This window comes from Spirillospora sp. NPDC048819 (genome assembly GCF_040650055.1).
Taxonomy (GTDB): Bacteria; Actinomycetota; Actinomycetes; order Streptosporangiales; family Streptosporangiaceae; genus Spirillospora.
In genome coordinates this window covers 63,018-77,341 of the sequence record NZ_JBEZGN010000039.1, presented here as the reverse complement: position 1 = coordinate 77,341, position 14,324 = coordinate 63,018, and the positions used below count along the sequence as shown (strand labels likewise).

The following is a 14,324-nucleotide window of genomic DNA, read 5'->3' as shown; positions in this document are numbered from 1 at the left end:
GTCAGTCCTTCAGCTGGATGAACTCGACGGGGACGCCGTCGGGGTCCTCGACATAGAAGCTCCGGGCCGGTCCCCCCGCCACCGTCACGACCGCGGTCGGGGCGTGCCGGCCGGAGGCGACGATCTCGGTGTGCTTGGCGTCGACGTCCGGCACCGGCACGCACAGGTGGACGTTCCCGACCCGGTGGTGCCCGGTTCCGGCGTGGCCGCCGCCGCCCTCGTGGTACTGGACGAGCTGCAGTGTGAACCCGTCGAACCCAACCCGGGCGGCGTCGATCACCGCGCCTTCGTTACGGGTGAGCGTGTCGAACCAACCGCCTCCGGTCTTGAAGCCGCGTTTCTGGAAGCTCATGCCGACGACGTCGCAGTAGAACTCGATTGAGACGTCGAGGTCCGTGACGGTGAGGCCGACGTGGTCGAGACCGGGCATGGGGATTCCTCCTCATGAGGGGCGGCGTCCGGATGCCGCAGGAAGTCGAAGTCACAGCCCTCGTCGGCCTGCAGAACATGCCGCGTGTAGAGGGCCTCGTAGCCGCGCCGCGCCGCCGGAGCCGGGGCCTGCCAGCAGGTCCCTCTGCGGTCCAGCTCCGCTGCGTCCACCAGTAGATCGAGGGTGCCCGCCCGGACGTCGAGCCGGACCAGGTCACCGTCGCGGACCAACGCGAGCGGGCCGCCGACGGCGGCCTCGGGCGTCACGTGCAGGACGACGGCGCCGCCCTGGGTACCGCTCATCCGGGCGTCGGAGACGCGGACCATGTCGGTGACCCCGACCTCGAACAGCTTGGACGGCACGGGGATTCCACCGGCCTCGGGCATCCCCGGCCCACCGCGCGGTCCCGCGCCGCGGAGCACGAGCACGGTGTCCGGGGTGACGGGCAGGTTCCGGTCATGGATGCGGGCCTGCATGTCGGCACGCCCGTCGAAGACCAGAGCGGGGCCGGTGTGCCGCCACAGCCGCGGCTCGGCGGCCGAGTTCTTGATCAGGGCCCCGCGCGGTGCCAGCGAGCCCCGCAGGACGGTCAGGCCGCCGTCCGGGCGCAGCGGCGCGTCCACCGGGTGGATCACCGCGCCGTCCGGCTCCGGCGCCGCGGCGATCACCTTCGCGAGAGACTCCCCGGTGACCGTGGTCGCGCCGGTGTCCAGCAGCGGTTCCAGCGCCCGTAGCAGGGCGGGCACGCCCCCGGCCTCCGCGAAGTCACTGAGCAGATGCGGACCCGAAGGGCGGATCGCGGCCAGCTGCGGGGTCGTCATGGCGAGTTCGGCGACGTCGTCCAGGCCGAGCCGGAGGCCGAGCCTTCCGGCCACCGCGGTCAGATGGATCACGGCGTTCGTCGAGCCTCCGACGGCGAGCACCGCACGCAGCGCGTTGCCGAGGGCGCCACGGGTCATGATCTTCTCCGGCGTCAGCCCGGCCTCCACGGCGGCCACCGCGACCGCCCCGGTGGCCTCCGCGAGCTGGAAGCGGCGGCCGTCGACGGCCGGGATCAGGGCCGCGCCGGGCAGCGACATGCCGAGCGCCTCTGCAACGACGGCCATGGTCGTCGCCGTCCCCATCACGTTGCAGGTGCCCGGTGAGATGTTCAGGCAGGTCTCCAGGCACGCCCACTCCGCGGCGGGCAGCCGTCCGGCGACGCGTTGGGCGGCGAGGTCCCAGTAGTCGTCGGTGACCAGGGGCCGTCCACGGAAACGGCTTTCCAGCCGGGGGCCCGCGGGTACGACGAGGGCGGGCTTTCCCGCGCTCGCCACCCCCATCAGCTGCGCTGGCAGTGTCTTGTCGCACCCGCCGAGCAGCACCACGCCGTCGACGGGGCTGCGCGCGGTCATCTCCTCGACGTCCATCGCCATGAGGTTGCGCAGCAGCATGGCCGTCGGCGTCAGAAAATTCTCGCCGAGGCTGATCGTGGGGAATTCCAGCGGCAGCCCGCCCGCCCGCAGCACCCCCCGCTTGACCGCCGCGCCGACATCGCGGAGCCCGGCGTTGCACGGGTTGAGTTCACTCCAGCTCGTGCAGATCCCGATCACCGGCCGGGCGGACGCCGACGCGCCGAATCCTTCGGCGTGCAGCCAGCTCCGCAGGACCATTCCGCCCGCGCCACCGTCCAGCCGCGTACTCGCGGGCCCCTGCTCGCCTCCGGTCATCGGGAATTGAGGCGGGCCGGGAGGTCGACCAGACCTCGCGTGGGGACCGAGTGGTAGCACCGGGGCCCGGCGGCCGTCTCGATCACCTCCACACGCTCGGCCACCACCGTCACCGCCTGTTCCAGGACGAGTCGCGCGAGGTTCGACCCGATGCAGCGATGCAGCCCGACACCGAAGGCCAGGTGGCGGTTCGGCGAGCGGCCGGGGTCGAAGACCTCGGGGTCGGAGAACTCGGCGGAGTCGTAGTTGGAGGACGCGTAGCTGAGCTCGATGGTGTCCCCCGGCCGGAACTCCTTGCCGTGCACGGTGACCGGGCAGGTGACGGTGCGGCGCAGGTAGGTCGTCGGCGCGAACATGCGCAGCGACTCCTCGACCGTCGAGCGGACGAAGACCGGGTCCTCGCGCAGCCTCGGCAGAAGGTCCGGGTGCTCGGCGAAGTGGTTCAGCGCGCCGGAGAGGGCGCCCGAGGTCGTCTCCAGGCCACCGAGGATCAACAGCATGAGCACGGAGACCACGTCGCCCTGGGGGGCGGACTTTCCGTCGACCTCCGTATGGACGACCGCGCTGACCACGTCATCGGTCTCCGGCCGTGTGGCGACCTCCGCGGCCAGCGGCTGAACGAACCCGGCCAGCTCGGCGAAGCCCGCCGCCGACTCCCCCGGGTCGTGCGATCCCACGGCCCGCTCGATGAACCCCATGCACAGCTCGGCGTCCCCGGCGGGCAAGCCCATGATCTCCGAGAAGAAGATCTGGGCCGGGAGCGGCTGGGCGAAGCGTCGGACCAGGTCCACCTCACCGGCGTCCAGCAGCGGCGTCAGCAGGTCCTCCGCCGCGCGGCGCACACCCGCGGTGTGCCTCTTCATTCGCTGCCGGGTGAAGAAGGGGTTGAGCTTGCGGCGCCAATCCGTGTGGTGCGGGGGGTCGGCTTCCATCGGCAGCAGGCGCGAGTTGGTCCCGGCGGTCCCGGCTACGCCCGCCGCCGAGGAGTAGACCTCCCAGTCCTGCAGAAGCCGCCACACGTCGGCGTATCGGCTGACGAAGTAGGCGCGGTCGAACCGCAGGTCCGCCGCGATGGGCGAGCTCTCCCGGAGCACGGCCAGGGCCTCGTGGAAGTTCTCGTCGAGCGCCGCACTGCCGAACCGGACGCCGAACGGGCATCCGCCGGCACCCGCGACAAGGGGGCCGTCCTCGGCCGTCAGTGCCGCGACGTCTGGGGAGTGAGGCGTGAACGTTTCGGGACGAGCCACCACGGACCTCCATTCGAAGAAGACCATCGGTGTTTGATTTAACAACCGAGCGGTTGCAGAGAGGCTACGATTACTCCTAGCTTGGTGTCAAAGGTCACACGAGTATCGACTGGGGTTCGGGATGATCCAGCACAGCACCCTCCACATCGGCGGACAGTGGGTGTCTCCGCAGGCTGGAGGCTTCATCGACGTCGTGAACCCAGCGACAGAACAGGTCATCGGCCGTGTCCCGGAGGCGACGGCCGCCGACGTCGACGCGGCGGTCGCCGCGGCCCGGACCGCCTTCGACACCGGCGCATGGCCCGGACTGCCCGTCGACGCACGGATCGCCGCGGTCCAGCGCATCGTGGCCGCCCTCGAACCTCGGACGGAGGAACTCGTCGACGTGCTCGTCCGGGAGATCGGCTCCCCGGTCGGCGGCAAGGGCGGGATGCAGGTCCGGATGGTGCCCACGCTGGTCGACACGCTGATCGGCGCCGCCCGCGCCTTCCCCTGGGAGGAGGAGCGCAAGGGGCCGTTCGGCACCTCCGTGGTCAGGCAACTGCCAATCGGCGTGGTGGGTGCGATCGTTTCGTGGAACGGTCCCCTTTTCCTCACGATGCAGAAACTCGTCCCCGCTCTCATCGCGGGGTGCACGGTGGTGCTGAAGCCCTCCCCCGAGGCGCCGCTGACCGTCCAGGCGCTCGCCGAGTGCATCGCCGAGGCGGGCCTGCCCCCCGGAACCGTGAACGTCCTGCATGGCGGAACGAAGGCCGGGGCCGCGCTGAGCGCACACCCGGGCGTCGACCTGGTGTCCTTCACCGGCGGCGCGGCCGCGGGCCGCGCTATCGGCCGGGCCTGCGGGGAGCAGATCAAGCCCTGCGTGCTCGAACTCGGGGGCAAGTCCGCCGCCGTCCTGCTCGACGATGGAGACCTCGATCGCCTGGTTCCGGCCGTGCTGGGCGCCACCTTCGGCAACAACGGGCAGCAGTGCTACGCCCTGAGCCGGGTCCTCGCGCCGAGGTCGAGGTACGCCGAGACAGTCGAGGCCGTCGGCTCCGCCGTCTCCGCCCTGCGCGTGGGGGACCCGCTCGACCCGGAGACCGAGATCGGGCCCCTCATCAGCGTCGCTCAGCGCGACCGGGTGCTGGCGATGGTCGAGCGTGCCGTCGCCGAAGGCGCTCGTGTGGTGACCGGCGGGGGCCGCCCCCCGGGCCTGCCCGTCGGCTACTACGTGCGGCCCACCGTGCTCGCCGACGTGGACCACCGCGCGGAGATCGCGCAGGAGGAGGTCTTCGGCCCGGTCGTCACGGTGATCCCCTACGACGGAGAAGAGCACGCGATCACGCTGGCCAACGATTCGCGCTACGGCCTCTCAGGCGCGGTGTTCGGCGAGGATGCCCGGCGCGCGGCGGGCACCGCTCGCCGGATCCGCACCGGGATGGTGACGGTCAACGGGGCCACGACCAACTGGGCGGCCCCGTTCGGCGGGCTGAAGGACTCCGGGCTCGGCCGGGAGTACGGGCCCGAGGGCCTGCGCATGTTCCTCGAGCCGCAAAGCCTCCACCTGACCGGAAACTGAGTACCTCGACTGGACGTGCGGCAGCGGACCCCGGCCCTTGTGATTTCGGGTCGGGGTCTGTCGTGCGGGTTGGTTCAGGCGGCCTCGGCGGGAGTGAGGGTGACGGTGAAGCCGAGGGCTTGGAGTTGGCGGATGTGGGTCGAGGCTTTCCGGTCTTTGTTGATCTTGGTGGTGTAGTAGTCCGGGCCGAGGTCGCGGAAGCGGGCGGCGGGGGCGGCGAGCAGGTGCCAGATGATGACCAGGATGGAGCGGGCGACCGCGACCATGGCGCGCAGCTTGCCGCGGCGTTTGACGATGCGCCGGTAGCGTTCGCCCAGGAAGGTGTCGGTCTTGGCGGCGGCGGTGGCCATCTCTGACAGCACGCCTTTGAGGTACCGGTTGCCCTTGCCGGGTTTGCCGGTCTTGTTCTTAGGACCCGATTGCAGGGTGCGGGGGCACAGTTTGGCCCAGGAGACCAGATGGCCGACGGTGGGGAACCGGGACATGTCCAGGCCGATCTCGGCGAGGATGATCTGGGCGCCGTGCGGGGTGATGCCGGGGATCTCATCCAGCCGCGCCACCGCGCCCAGCAGGCAGGTGCAGGACTGCCGGTGATCACACCCGCGACCACGACCGTCGGGGTCGTCGGGGCCGCCGGGGCCGGGTGGTTGCGCTGCGGGGATCGCTTGCAGGTGGTCTTCGATCCAGGTGGTGAGCTGGTCGATCTGGCCGGTGAGGGTGTCGATCTGGTCGAGCAGCATCCGGGCGAGCAGGGCGTGGTGGTGGCCGAACCGGCCGGTCAGGGCCTCGATCAGCGCGGCGTGTTTCTCGCGCATCCGGCCGCGGGCGAAACCGGCCAGGACTTTGGGGTCGCGTTCACCGGCGATGAGGGCCTCGATCATGTCCCGCACCGATGCTGTGGTGATCCTGGAGGCGACGGAGGTCACCTTGATCAGGGCGTCTTCGAGGAGTTTCTCCAGCCTCGACCAGTGCCGGGTGCGCTCGGCCGTCAGGTCCAGCCGCAACCGGGTGAAGTCGCGCAGCTGCCGGATCTCGGGCGGCGGGACGAACGAGGGCCGCAGCAGGCCCTTCTCGGTCAGCTTGGCCAGCCACACGCTGTCGAGCTTGTCGGTCTTGGGCCGGCCGGGCAGGCTCTTGGCATGCTGGGCGTTGACCAGCTGCACCCGCAACCCGCGTGCTTCCAGCAGGTAGAAGAAGATCCGCCAGTAGTCCGACGTCGACTCCAGCGTCACCACCTCGATCCCCTGGCAGGCCAGGTGATCACCCAGCTCGATGACGTCACCGGTCACGGCGTCCACGTCCCACACCCTGGTCACCCGCCGTCCGGTGGCCTGCGGGTGCGGCAGCCGCGTGCACACCTTCCCGGCCCCCTTGGCGACATCGATCGCGCACACCCGCTCGAACAGCCGCTCATGCTCCTCGTCGGGGACCTCCACCGGCTCCGATCTGGCCACCCGCACCCCTTCACACCGCCGCCGACTGGGACGGGCCGCACGCAGGGCCTCGGTCGGGAACCGAAATTCTGACCGGCGTGCTCCAGGCACAAACAGCGACCCTTCAGGTCCAGGCCCCAGCAACCAGACTGACCTACGCGCTCACATCACACGGTTGGACCGGCGTCAGCGAGCGACCCACCCCCAAGTTTCACGCCCACGCGGCGTCCCCCGCAGGGTTATCGGGACTGACCTGACCGACCTGATTCCGCCGTCACCCGCTGGTCCGGACCGCCGCAGCGGCCCGCCAGGTGACCTGCTTCAACTCGACCAGGGGGCAGACCTCGTGGACCAGGCCCGCCGCGCGGGCCTGGTCCGCCCGCATCGGCGTGCTCCAGTCGGCGCCGTCGAACCACCGCGACCGTCCTGCTCCGGGTGCGGCGGGCATCGGCCGGACCGGCTGGACGAACGTCGCGTGCTCGGCGGCGATGATCATGTCCGCATCGTCCAGGAGCGCGAAGGCCTCACCGATGACGATGCCGTTCACCGCGGCGATGATCTGCTGGCGCACCCCGTGCACGCGGGGGGTGAAGGACGGGTCGCTCGGCCGTGAACGCGAGGACAGCCCCACGCTGAAGGCCTCCGGACCGTTGCCCGTGATGACGATCGTGGAGATCCCCGGCTCCTCGCGCAGCCAGGCCCAGGCGCTGCGCAGCTCTATGGCCGCCTGGTCGTCGATCGCGTTGGAGTAGTCCATCCGGTTCAGCCGCACCCACGCGACATCGTCGCGCACGCCGCACAGAGCCGACCTCTGTCGCCTGAGAGCTGGGGGAACGTTCACGAGACGACTCCTGTTCTCCGCCGGCGGCGCCTCCCTGACCGGGGACCGCCGGCGCGGGCGCGATTCCCTTGACCTCTTCCATCTCTGGCGACAGTATAGCGAACGACAGTTTGCATGAACAAACCCTAACGGGAGTGGGGAGAGGCGATGCCCATCGACCTGGACACGATGGCCGTCTACGCCATCGAATACGGGCTCCATGTCCGCGACGCGGAAGCATCCCTGCGTTTCTACCGGGATACCCTCGGAATGGAGCCGTTCGCGGAGATCTTCGTACCCGGCGCGCACGTGTGGGGCCTGCGGCTGGGCAACTCCATGCTCAAGCTCCTCAAGGACGACACGCCGCCCGAAAGCCAGAACCCGCGCGAGCGATCCATCGGCTTCCGCTACATCACCATCCATGCCCTTAACATCGCGGAACTCGTGGCGGAGTGCGCCGCGGCCGGATACGAGGTGATGACGCCGCCGTCGCGCTTCAACCCGCGCAGGCCCGGGGACCCGGAATGCGAGTACGCCTTCGTGCGCGACCCCGACGGCAACACCGTCGAACTCTCACAGGGGTCGCCATGGGTGCCGCCCACCGACGAGTTCATTGCCGGCACGATCCCCACCCGCTGAGCCCCCGGACATCTGGAGAAGTCCCGTGCAGATCGAAGTCGACCGCGCCCGCTGCCAGGGCCACGCGCTGTGCTCCCTCGTCGACGAGAAACTCTTCCCGCTCGACGAGGAGGGCTACACAGCCCTGCCGGACGTGCAGCCGGTTGCGCCCGCCGATGCCGAACGGGCGCGTACCGGGGCGGGGTCCTGCCCTGAACGCGCGCTGCGGCTGACCGGCTGAGGCGACGAGCCGCGGTGCGCGGCCCGAGCGCCGATCACCCCAGCGTGAGGCCGCGCACCGCGCTGCCGCCGCCGTCCACCGGAAGTGTGACGCCGGTGATCGCACCCGCCTCGTCCGAGGCAAGGAAAAGCACCGCGTTCGCCACGTCCTGGGTCGTCGGCATCCGGGTGAGGTGCATCGCCTCGAACCGCTCCCGGGTACGGGGGTCGAGTTCCCCCACCCGCTCCTTGCCGGTGATGTAGCCGGGAGCCACGGCGTTGCAGCGCACGCCGGCCCGCGAGTAGTCCATCGCGATCGACCGCGTCAGCCCCTCCAGGGCCGCCTTGCTGGCGGAGTAGGCCGCCAGGTCGGGGGTGCCACGCAGCGCGGTCCGGGAGGTGACGTTGACGATCGAGCCACGTCCGGCGGCGGTCATCAGGGGGACCACCTCCTGGCACAGCCACATCGCCGCGGTCGTGTTGGTGCGGAACATCTCGTCCCAGATCTCATCGCCGACCGTGCCCACCGGGCCGTCGTCCGGGGTACGGAGCGATACCGCGCAGTTCACCAAGATCGACGGACCGCCCAGTTCGGTGGCGGTGGCGGCCACCAGCCGGGTGCAGTCGGCCCGTACGGACAGGTCGGCGGACTTGAAGGCCGCCCGGTACCCCGCGGCGCGCAGTTCCCCGGCCAGTGCGGCCCCGCGGTCCTTGGAGCGCCCGGTGATCATGATGGACGCCCCCTCCCGTGCGAAAAGGCGGGCGATCTCCGCGCCCAGCCCTCCTCCGCTGCTGCCGGTGACGAGCGCGGTCTCACCCTGGAGTCGCATGGCCCTTCTCTCTGCTCGGGCACCTGGCTCCCCGCCCGGGAACCCGCGGGCGGCGGAGGGCGCACCCCTCCGCCTCATGCAGACATCATATTGACCTGGCGTTTGTAATAGCAAACGTAGCTACGTGCTCGCCGCAGCCAGCCGCCCGCCGGCCTCAATGGAGCGCGCCCACTGCGGGAAGGGCTCGTTCCCGTGCAGCGTCTCGGTCACCCGGCGAGTGCCCTCCACCAGCCGGTCGGCGAAGTGCTGCACCTCTGCACCGCTCAGCCCGCTGGGGAACTGTCCGATGCCCAAGGCCAGGACGATCCGTCCCGAGGGCCCGAAGATCGGCGCGCGGATGGCCATGATGGCCGTCGGGGCGTCCTCCTCTGGATCGATGTGAACCTGATCGTGACGTCGCCTCGCTCGCTCCTCGATGGCCCCCTGGAGTTCGGCGGCGCCCGGAAGCCCGTGCAGCATCTCGACGATCCGGGCGAGCATCATCGCCTGATCGAAGGTCGTGGCGTGATACCCGGTCAGGCGCACCGCGTTCAGCTCGCGGTAGTAGCCCGCCCGCTCCTCCTCGGACAGGGCCGGGTCCGCACGGTCGAGCCAGGCCTCGACTTCGGCCTCCCGGGCCCAGGCGAGGAATTCCTTGCCGTACGGCGGAACGATCGGCGACCGGTTCCCCACCGGCAGGTAACCGAACAGCGGGCGGTCGACGTCCTTGCGCGCCATCACCACCATGTCCGGACCGACGGCACTCGCCGCGACACACGAGACCTGGAGATCACTGTGGATCGCCGCCATCTCGGCCTTGGCGATGTCGAGCGCCTCGTGTGCGTCGAGGGCGGCGGCGGTGCCCAGGTTCACCAGGGCGGGGCCGAGCCCGTAGGTCTTGTCCGCCGGGTGGCGGATGAGCATGCCCTCGTTCACCAGTTCGATGAGCATCGCGTGGCAGGTCGCCTTGTTGAAGTCGAGGCTGCGTGCGATGTCGGAGAGAGAGAACCGTTCCTTCGGGTGATCCGCGAGGAACTTCAGCAACTTGACGGTCCGCTCGACCGACGGTGCGGGACGAGCCATGGAACTCTCCTGGTGTCAGGTGGGGGGAGCCTTCTCCGTCGGCCCCAGCGGAAGAAGGCTCGACCCACTGGTCGATATCACAACCACCTGGTCGACTCACATGACGATTCTGTCTCACCAGGCTCCGAATGCGACGCCCCAGCACTACCTTGATCCCCGGGGCGACCCACACTGCAAACAGTGCATCCAATATAGCAAAAGAGCTACTCGTGGGTACCTCATTGCGAGGGGATGGCACCCACCTGCGCCGATGCCCTCCGCACAGATGGCCGGCCGCGTGCGCACGGTCGTGGAAGGTATCAGGGCGCCGCCGGTTCCGCGGTCTCTTCGCCGACGATGCCGGTCGCCGTCGGCGGGCGCCGCCAGAAGACGGCGAGCTGCACAGCGGCGCCTGCCAGGCCCAGCCCGGCGACCAGTGCCGCACCCTGGAGGCCGGACACGCCCGAAAACAGGCCGAACGCGCCGTCGACACTGGCGGATCCCGTCCCTAGCACACCGATCGCCACCGACGCGATCCCCAAGTTCAGGACGTACTCACAGCCCTCACGGGTAATGAAGAACCCGTTCGGGACATGCACCGACAAGGCGGCCACCGCCATCGTCCCGACGACGGCCGCGGCGGCGAGCGGCGTCGCCAGGCCGGCGATCAACGCCAACCCCGCCCCGATCTCCACCACCGCGCTGGCCACGGCCTGCATCCGCGGACGGCGGAAACCGATGGACCCGAACCACCCAGCCGTCCCGTCCAAGGTCCTGGCGTGCTTCACGCCGTGCGCGGCCATCGTCACGCCCACCACGCAGCGCAGCACCAACTGCGCGGTCTCCGCGTCGGTCATCGGTCGTCCCCTCTCGTCTTCGTCGTAGCGGCGAAGTCGGCGAGCAGGGACTCCTGCCGCTCCCGGTAGCGCCGCACGTTGCCGAGCTTGATCCCCTCGTAGCCGCGGACGACGTCCGGCAGCGCGGCGAGCTCGACCGCAGCGGCGTGACCGTCCGGCGTCAACTCGTCGCCGAGTCGCTCCAGCAAGCGGAGGTAGTCCGTCACGAGGTCTCGTTCGACCTTGCGCACGTGCGCGTAGCCGAAGAGATCGAGCCGTGTCCCGCGGACCCGCCGCAACGCGCGCAGCGTTTGGAACGCCGGGGCGAACCACGGGCCCAGCGTGAGCTTTCGGTTCATCCCCAGCGTCCGCAGGAACGGCGGGTGCAGTCGCCAGGAGACACGCACCGGCGCGCCGGCGGCGACCGCCTCGACCTGTCTGCGGGCCGCCTCCTCCAGGTGGAGCCGCGCCACTTCGTACTCGTCCTTGTACGCCATCAGCTTGTACAAGCCCCGAGCGGCCGCCTCGGCCAGCGTCGTCGACCCGGCGGACACCTTTTCCTCCGCGCCGGCGATCCGGCGCACCGCGTCCAGGTACCGGCGCGCGTACCGGACGTCCTGGTAGGCCACCAGATCCGGTGCGCGAAGCGCGACGAGCCTGCCCAGCTCTCCCCCGAAACCGGAAGTGGCCAGCCCGGCCAGCCGCGGTGCGGCGGGCGGTTCCGGCTGCTCTCCCGGCCCCCCGGCCGCGACCGCGCGGTCGAACCGTTCCCGGTCGGCCACGTAGAGCCGTCCCCACCTGAACGCCTGCATGTTCGTCTTGACCGCCACCCCGTTGAGCCGGATCGCGTGCTCGATGGAGGCGGCGCTCACCGGAAGAACCCCGCGCTGGTGGGCCACGCCGAGGCCGAGCACGTTCGCCGAGGTGCTGCGCCCGAACAGCGCCTCGGTGAGGCGCGCGAGATCCAGATAGACGTTCTCCTCCGCCCGGGACCGCTCATCGAGCGCCGCGCGCATCCGCGCCACGTCCGGCTGCCTCGCTCCCGTGCCGATCATCCGGCCGGTCGGGGTGGCGGTCGTCGAGGCCACCACCACGGTCCGGGCCGGGCCGGCGCCGGAGAGGTTCGCCGGTGTCAGCCCCACGACGAGGTCGAAGGCCAGGTAGAGGTCGACGGCGCCGGACGGCAGCTTCGTGGCCGCCGGGACCGCCTCCCGGGTGATCCGCAGGTCCGACACGACCGCGCCGCCCTTCTGCGCGAGTCCGGTCTGGTCCATGCCGGTGACGAATCGTCCGTCGAGAAGCGCCGCCGTTCCGAGCATCTGCGCCACGGTCACCACCCCGGTCCCGCCGATCCCGGGCATGCGCACCCGGAAGTCGTCGGCGTTCACGCGCAGTTCAGGGTCGGGCAGTTCGTCGTCGCCGATCGGCTCGACCCGGCCTCCCGTCTCCGCCGCGACCACGGACCTGCTTCGAAGCCGGTGGAACAGTCGTCCCAGGGGGCCTGCGGGTTCGACCGTGACGAAGGACGGGCAGTCACCGGCGAGGCACGTGTAGTCCTTGTTGCACGACGACTGGTGGATCGCCGTCTTCGACCCGAACTCGGTGTCGATGGGCTGCACGGACAGGCAGTTGGAAGCCGCGCCGCAGTCGCCGCAGCCCTCGCACACGCGCTCGTTGATCAGCACCCGCATCGCGGGATCGGGCTGCGCGCCCCTCTTGCGCAGCCTGCGCGCCTCCGCCGCGCACTGCTGGTCGTGGATCAGCACCGTCACGCCCTCGATGGCGCGCAGTTCCTCCTGCGCATCGACGATCCGCTCCCGCGGCAGGACGCGCACCCCGCGGGGCAGGCGCACACGGCGATATCGGGACATGTCCTCCGCGGTGATAATGATCTTCCGCACGCCGATCGTCGTGAGCATCGCCGCGAGCTCAGGCACCTCCAGCAGGCCACCGGCCTCCTGCCCGCCGGTCATGGCGACGGCCCGGTTGTAGAGGATCTTGTACGTGACGGTGCTGCCCGCCGCCACCGACGCCCGGACGGCCATCTCTCCCGAGTGGAAGAACGTGCCCTCGCCGAGGTTCTGGAACAGGTGCCCGGTGTCCACGAACGGGGCGGCACCGATCCACTGGGCGCCCTCGCCGCCCATCTGCGTCACGCCCGTGACCTCTCCGACGACGTCGGGGGCCATGAACGCGACCATGGAGTGGCAGCCGATCCCGGCGCCGACCAGGCTGCCGTCCGGTACGCGCAGACTGGAGTTGTGCGGGCATCCCGAGCAGAAGTAGGGCGTCCGCGGGATCAGCGGCAGCGAGATCCTGGCCGGCGGCGCCGCTGGGACCCGCAGTGCGTCATCGCCCAGGCGCGGACGCAGGCGTCCGAGCAGGGGCGCGGTGAGTGCGTCGGCGTCCAGCCCGCCATGGGCGCGCAGGAAGACGCCGCCGCGCTCATCGCGCTTGCCGAGCACGAGCGGGGCATCCGGGGTGCGGTAGAGCGCGTCGCGCACCAGGTGCTCCAGGCGGGGTGCTTTGTCCTCGACGACCACGATCTCGTCCAGGCCACGGGCGAAGGTTCGCACGAGGTCGGAATCCAGCGGATGCACCATGCCCAGCCGGAGCAGCCGGATTCCGCGCCGCTCCAGGCCGTCACCGTCCAGCCCGAGCTGCCGCAGCGCCTCGACGGCCTCGTAGTAGAGGTGGCCGGGGGCGATGATCCCGAGCCATGCCTCCCGCCGGGAGCCGCCCATCTCATTCAGCCCGTTGAGCCGGGCGTAGGCGAGCGCGGCGGGCAGCCGCACCTCGTGGATCTCCTGTTCGACCGCAAGAATCTGCGGCGGGGAGAGCGTCGACGGCTCCTCCTTGCCCAGGACGCCGCCATCCGGTCCGGTGGGCATGACCGGGACGACACGTCCGGGGCCGACCCGAGCGGTTCCCGCACCGTCCGCAATCGAGGTGATCATCTTGAACCCGGTCCACAGCCCGGACGCCCGCGACAGCGCGATGCCGTGCAGGCCGAGGTCCAGCACCTCCTGGATCGAGCCGGGATGCAGCGTGGGCAGCTGAAGTTCGGCGAGCAGTGGCTCGGAGCTGTTCGGCACGCTTGAGGACTTGCACGTCGGGTCGTCGCCCACGAACGCCAGAACGCCGCCTGTCTTGGTCGTCCCGAAGTAGTTGGCGTGCCGGATCGCGTCTGCGGACCGGTCGAGACCGGGCGCCTTTCCGTACCAGAACCCCGCGACCCCCTCGGTCCGCAGTTTCCCGAATCGGGTCGCGATCTGGCTGCCCATCACCGCGGTCGCGGCCAGTTCCTCGTTGAGGCCCGGCCGGTGCACCACACCGAGCTCCTCCAGCAGCCCGGCGCGTGCCTCAAGTTCGAGATCGAGACCCGCCAGCGGGGAGCCGGGGTAGCCCGAGACGAACCCCCCGGTGCGCAGCCCGTCCCGCCGGTCGGCGCGCATCCGGTCGGCGATGACCCTGACCAGGGCCTGTAGCCCGGTCAGGTAGATCCGGCCCTCCTCGGTCTCGTACTTGCTCTGGAGGTCGATCCCGGGCGGTGGGGTGAGGATCTCGGTCACGGGAGTTC

Annotated in this window: 12 protein-coding genes; 3 read left to right on the top strand and 9 right to left on the bottom strand. The window is 70.5% G+C overall.

The genetic code is table 11. From position 1 onward, the window contains the following. Nucleotide 1 precedes the first annotated feature (1 nt). Genes AB0C35_RS37365 through AB0C35_RS37355 form a run of 3 tightly spaced genes read right to left on the bottom strand, consistent with a single transcriptional unit; the run spans nt 2 to nt 3,386 of the window. Entirely contained in the window at nt 2-430 is a 429-nt protein-coding gene (locus AB0C35_RS37365; protein WP_358466673.1) for a VOC family protein, read from the bottom strand. Beyond that, on the bottom strand, nt 349-2,139 hold the full coding sequence (locus AB0C35_RS37360; RefSeq protein WP_358466671.1) for a dihydroxy-acid dehydratase: 1,791 nt from the start codon (nt 2,137-2,139) through the stop codon (nt 349-351). Before AB0C35_RS37360 ends, AB0C35_RS37365 begins: the two co-directional genes overlap by 82 nt. Then, nucleotides 2,136-3,386 carry a cytochrome P450 gene (locus AB0C35_RS37355; RefSeq protein ID WP_358466669.1) on the bottom strand — a complete coding sequence of 417 codons (1,251 nt, stop codon included), beginning with the start codon at nt 3,384-3,386 and terminating at the stop codon, nt 2,136-2,138. Before AB0C35_RS37355 ends, AB0C35_RS37360 begins: the two co-directional genes overlap by 4 nt. Nucleotides 3,387-3,507: 121 nt before the next feature. Here AB0C35_RS37355 and AB0C35_RS37350 point away from each other — a divergent pair, with 121 nt between their 5' ends. Next, entirely contained in the window at nt 3,508-4,947 is a 1,440-nt protein-coding gene (locus AB0C35_RS37350) for an aldehyde dehydrogenase family protein (RefSeq protein WP_358466667.1), read from the top strand. A gap of 74 nt (nt 4,948-5,021) precedes the next feature. Here AB0C35_RS37350 and AB0C35_RS37345 read toward each other — a convergent pair whose 3' ends face one another. Beyond that, nucleotides 5,022-6,401 (bottom strand): IS110 family transposase, encoded by a 1,380-nt coding sequence (locus AB0C35_RS37345; RefSeq protein ID WP_358466665.1) that lies wholly within the window; start codon nt 6,399-6,401, stop codon nt 5,022-5,024. A gap of 253 nt (nt 6,402-6,654) precedes the next feature. Continuing rightward, on the bottom strand, nt 6,655-7,173 hold the full coding sequence (locus AB0C35_RS37340) for an enoyl-CoA hydratase/isomerase family protein (protein ID WP_358466663.1): 519 nt from the start codon (nt 7,171-7,173) through the stop codon (nt 6,655-6,657). A gap of 195 nt (nt 7,174-7,368) precedes the next feature. On the opposite strand from AB0C35_RS37340, the gene AB0C35_RS37335 reads away from it, so the two are divergent. Both AB0C35_RS37335 and AB0C35_RS37330 read left to right on the top strand, forming a co-directional pair. Beyond that, a complete protein-coding gene (locus AB0C35_RS37335; RefSeq protein ID WP_358466661.1) occupies nt 7,369-7,839 on the top strand; it encodes a VOC family protein in 471 nt (156 codons plus the stop codon). 25 nt (nt 7,840-7,864) lie between these two features. Then, on the top strand, nt 7,865-8,059 hold the full coding sequence (locus AB0C35_RS37330) for a ferredoxin (protein WP_358466659.1): 195 nt from the start codon (nt 7,865-7,867) through the stop codon (nt 8,057-8,059). 34 nt (nt 8,060-8,093) lie between these two features. On the opposite strand, the gene AB0C35_RS37325 is transcribed toward AB0C35_RS37330, so the two are convergent. The 4 genes from AB0C35_RS37325 to AB0C35_RS37310 form a co-directional block, all read right to left on the bottom strand. Continuing rightward, nucleotides 8,094-8,867: an SDR family NAD(P)-dependent oxidoreductase gene (locus AB0C35_RS37325; RefSeq protein ID WP_358466657.1), complete on the bottom strand. Its 774-nt coding sequence runs from the start codon at nt 8,865-8,867 to the stop codon at nt 8,094-8,096. A gap of 120 nt (nt 8,868-8,987) precedes the next feature. Continuing rightward, nucleotides 8,988-9,929 (bottom strand): helix-turn-helix domain-containing protein, encoded by a 942-nt coding sequence (locus AB0C35_RS37320; RefSeq protein ID WP_358466655.1) that lies wholly within the window; start codon nt 9,927-9,929, stop codon nt 8,988-8,990. 299 nt (nt 9,930-10,228) lie between these two features. Next, entirely contained in the window at nt 10,229-10,765 is a 537-nt protein-coding gene (locus AB0C35_RS37315) for a DoxX family protein (RefSeq protein ID WP_358466653.1), read from the bottom strand. Beyond that, the gene (locus AB0C35_RS37310; RefSeq protein ID WP_358466651.1) at nt 10,762-14,316 is read right to left on the bottom strand and encodes an indolepyruvate ferredoxin oxidoreductase family protein; all 3,555 of its coding nucleotides are present in this window, start codon (nt 14,314-14,316) and stop codon (nt 10,762-10,764) included. Before AB0C35_RS37310 ends, AB0C35_RS37315 begins: the two co-directional genes overlap by 4 nt. Nucleotides 14,317-14,324: the final 8 nt, after the last annotated feature.